Genomic DNA, 3,279 nt, shown 5'->3' with positions numbered 1-3,279 from the left:
CCCCCCTCTTGTGGTGGCCCTGGTTTTGGGGGTGGGGGGGGGGGGCGCGGGGGGCCCCGGCGCCGGCGTTGTTGGGGTCACCATCTTTTTCCCCTATGTCTTGGGGCACCTGGGGGGCGCCCCCCCCCACGACCACGATGTCGGGCTTCTCGTCTCTGATCAGGTTCAGGCTCTGCAGGATGGCGTCGGCCGAACCCGAGAACCAGCGCTTGCCGAGTCGCTGCTGAGCGGGCACCGAGGCGATGTAGGAGCCGAGCAGTCCAGACATGCGCCAGGTCTGCGACACGTGGCGGTCCAGGCTGTGCGACTTGTACTGGGTGAGCACGACGATCTGTCTCAGCCCCGAATTGATGAGGTTCGACAGCGCGAAATCGATCAACCGATACTGGCCGCCGAACGGAACGGCGGGCTTGGCCCGGTCCGCCGTCAACGGCATCAGGCGCTTGCCTTCGCCTCCCGCCAGCACAATGCCGAAGATCTTCTTGCCCGTCATGTCACAACACTAGACCGACGTCGGTGGGGAACCGTGAGGGGCGCCGCTTTAGGCGCGTTGCCTCGTCGAATGGGTGCGCTACGCCATGACTCGCGCTACCGTCGACGACATGCGCGTGGACCTCTTGACCCGGGAATATCCGCCCGACATCTATGGAGGCGCCGGGGTGCATGTCACCGAACTGGTACGTGCGCTGCGGAGATCGATCGAGGTGCAGGTGCGCTGCTTCGGCGGCCCACGCGACGAGGTGGACACGACCGGATACCGCGTTCCCGAGGAGCTCGCAGGAGCCAACGCGGCGCTCGGCACGCTGGGCGTCGATCTGCAGTTCGCGCAGGATGCCGCCGGCGCCAACCTCGTGCACTCGCACACCTGGTACGCGAATCACGGCGGGCGGCTGGCGAGCATGCTGCACGGCATCCCGCACGTCGTCACAGCACACAGCCTGGAGCCGCTGCGTCCATGGAAGGCCGAGCAGCTGGGCGGCGGGTACCGCATCTCCAGTTGGGTCGAGCGTGAGGCGTACGCGACGGCGGATGCCGTTATCGCGGTGAGCGAGGGCATGCGACGCGACATCCTTCGCGTGTACCCCGACGTCGACCCTGCTCGCACGCACGTGATCTACAACGGCATCGACCTGGACAAATGGCGCATCGTCGACGAGCCGGATCTGGTGCGCTCGCTCGGCGTGAATCCCGACCGGCCCACCGTGATCTTCGTCGGCCGCATCACCCGCCAGAAAGGGCTGCCGTATTTCCTGCGCGCCGCCGCCGCTCTGCCGCCCGAGGTGCAGCTGGTGCTGTGTGCCGGGGCTCCCGACACGGCCGAGATCATGGCCGAGGTCGAGGGGCTCGTGCGCGAACTGCAGGGTTCGCGCGACGGTGTCGTGTGGATCGACCGGATGCTCGCACAGAACGAGCTCTCCGCCGTGCTCAGCGCCGCCACGGTCTTCGTCTGTCCCTCGATCTACGAACCGCTCGGAATCGTCAACCTCGAGGCGATGGCGTGCGGGCTCCCGGTGGTGGCGACGGCGACCGGCGGTATCCCTGAGGTGGTGGAGAACGGTGTGACCGGGCGCCTGGTGCCGATCGACCAGGCCACCGACGGCACGGGGACGCCGCTGGATCCCGACCGATTCGTGGCCGACCTCGCTGAGACCCTCACGGAGACGGTGTCGGACCGGGATCGCGCCCGCGAGCAGGGGAGCGCCGGACGACTGCGCGCCCAGACCCAGTTCGGTTGGCCCGCGATCGCGGAGCAGACGCTCGACCTGTACCGCCGTCTCGCCGTGCAGTGACGCGACCCCGTGGGAGAGACACCCTATCGCGGCGTTGCCGCTCAAAGACTCAATCGGGCCTGCCATGCGAGCAAGCTCGCCCGGCAGACCCTCAATCGCCTCTAGGCTAGAGGCCATGTCGAACACCGTCCTCTCGTTCAACTCCGTGTCTGTCGTGCGCGACGGGAACGCGATCCTGGACCAGGTGGACTGGACGGTCACCGCGGACCAGAGATGGGTCATCCTGGGTCCGAACGGCGCAGGAAAGACGACGCTCGTGCAGTTGGCGGCCGCGGCGTCGCATCCCACCTCCGGCACGGTCGATGTGCTCGACGAGGAGCTCGGCAAGGCCGACCTCGCCGAGCTGAAGCCGCGCATCGGCTACGCGTCGAGTGCGCTGGCGAAGCGCATCCCGAAGCGCGAAACAGTGCTCGACGTCGTGCTCACCGCCGCGTACTCGGTGACCGGGCGCTGGAACGAGGAGTACGAAGAGATCGACACACGTCGTGCGCGGCGTGTGCTGGCCGAATGGAAGCTCGAGTCGCTGACCGACAGGGCGTTCGGCACGCTTAGCGACGGCGAGCAGAAGCGTGTGCAGATCGCCCGTTCGGTGATGACCGATCCCGAGCTACTGATCCTCGACGAGCCGGCCGCCAGCCTCGACCTCGGCTCGCGCGAAGAGCTCGTGACGCTGCTGGGCGGATATGCCAGCGACTCGCGGTCGCCCGCGATGATCATGGTGACGCACCATGCGGAGGAGATCCCGACAGGGTTCACGCACGTGCTGCTGCTGAAGGCGGGCAAGGTCGTCGCGGCCGGACCCCTGGACGAGACGCTCACCGCGGAGAAGCTCAGCGAGACGTTCGGACTGCCGATCGAGGTCTCTTCGGACCGCGGCCGCTACACGGCCCGTGCGCGCACCGCGCCTGCGGACGAGCCCGGAGCGAACGAGTAGCAGGGTCCGGCGCGCAACCGGCCCAGGTCCGGGGAAGCGTCTCGTCTCTGCTAAACTTGCTCGTTGGCCGTGGATGCTCGTCCAGGCCCATCCAGCTTTCGCGCCCCTTCCGCGGTGCGCGTCGAGTTCCGATCCCCAAGCATTCGAGGAAGTCCTGATGAAGTCTGACATTCACCCCGATTACGCGCCGGTGGTCTTCCGTGACCTCGCTTCCGGCGCCACGTTCCTGACCCGTTCGACGGTCACGAGCGAGAAGACGATCGAGTGGGAGGACGGCAACACGTACCCCGTGATCGACGTCGAGATCTCCAGCGCGTCGCACCCGTTCTACACGGGCAAGCAGCGCATCCTCGACAGCGCCGGCCGCGTCGAGAAGTTCAACCAGCGCTTCAAGAACTTCGGCAAGTAGAACCGACGAGAAGAGGGCGGGCGATCGATCGGGCGCCCTCTTGTCGTCGGTTGTAAATTGCGAAATTATTTTATGGCTGGGTTAAATTAACGAAGCGGCCCGCGGTGTGTAGGTTTGGCTGCTTTCCCCTGTAGAACGGGGGCGAC

Annotated in this window: 4 protein-coding genes; 3 read left to right on the top strand and 1 reads right to left on the bottom strand. The window is 66.7% G+C overall.

What is annotated here, in order from left to right:
* The coding region (locus ACTHNC_RS18345) for a sugar phosphate nucleotidyltransferase (RefSeq protein WP_440296074.1) at positions 1–493 on the bottom strand (493 nt) is incomplete at its 3' end.
* Positions 494–602: 109 nt separating this feature from the next.
* Here ACTHNC_RS18345 and glgA point away from each other — a divergent pair.
* From glgA to ACTHNC_RS18330, 3 genes are all read left to right on the top strand, one after another.
* Positions 603–1,790, top strand: coding sequence for a glycogen synthase (gene glgA, locus ACTHNC_RS18340; RefSeq protein ID WP_440296073.1), 1,188 nt, complete (start codon positions 603–605; stop codon positions 1,788–1,790).
* A gap of 115 nt (positions 1,791–1,905) precedes the next feature.
* On the top strand, positions 1,906–2,724 hold the full coding sequence (locus tag ACTHNC_RS18335; protein ID WP_440296072.1) for an ABC transporter ATP-binding protein: 819 nt from the start codon (positions 1,906–1,908) through the stop codon (positions 2,722–2,724).
* A 157-nt stretch (positions 2,725–2,881) separates the two neighbouring features.
* Entirely contained in the window at positions 2,882–3,133 is a 252-nt protein-coding gene (locus ACTHNC_RS18330; RefSeq protein ID WP_440296071.1) for a type B 50S ribosomal protein L31, read from the top strand.
* Positions 3,134–3,279: the final 146 nt, after the last annotated feature.

It is taken from the genome of Humibacter sp. (assembly GCF_051954055.1).
Classification (GTDB): Bacteria; Actinomycetota; Actinomycetes; order Actinomycetales; family Microbacteriaceae; genus Humibacter.
The sequence above is the reverse complement of the archived record's forward strand: the minus strand, read 5'-3'. Positions and strand labels throughout refer to the sequence as shown.

Coding starts and splice junctions, on each gene's coding strand:
- ACTHNC_RS18335 (WP_440296072.1), top strand. CDS start 1,906: ATGTCGAACACCGTCCTCTCGTTCAACTCCGTGTCTGTCGTGCGCGAC.
- glgA (WP_440296073.1), top strand. CDS start 603: ATGCGCGTGGACCTCTTGACCCGGGAATATCCGCCCGACATCTATGGA.
- ACTHNC_RS18330 (WP_440296071.1), top strand. CDS start 2,882: ATGAAGTCTGACATTCACCCCGATTACGCGCCGGTGGTCTTCCGTGAC.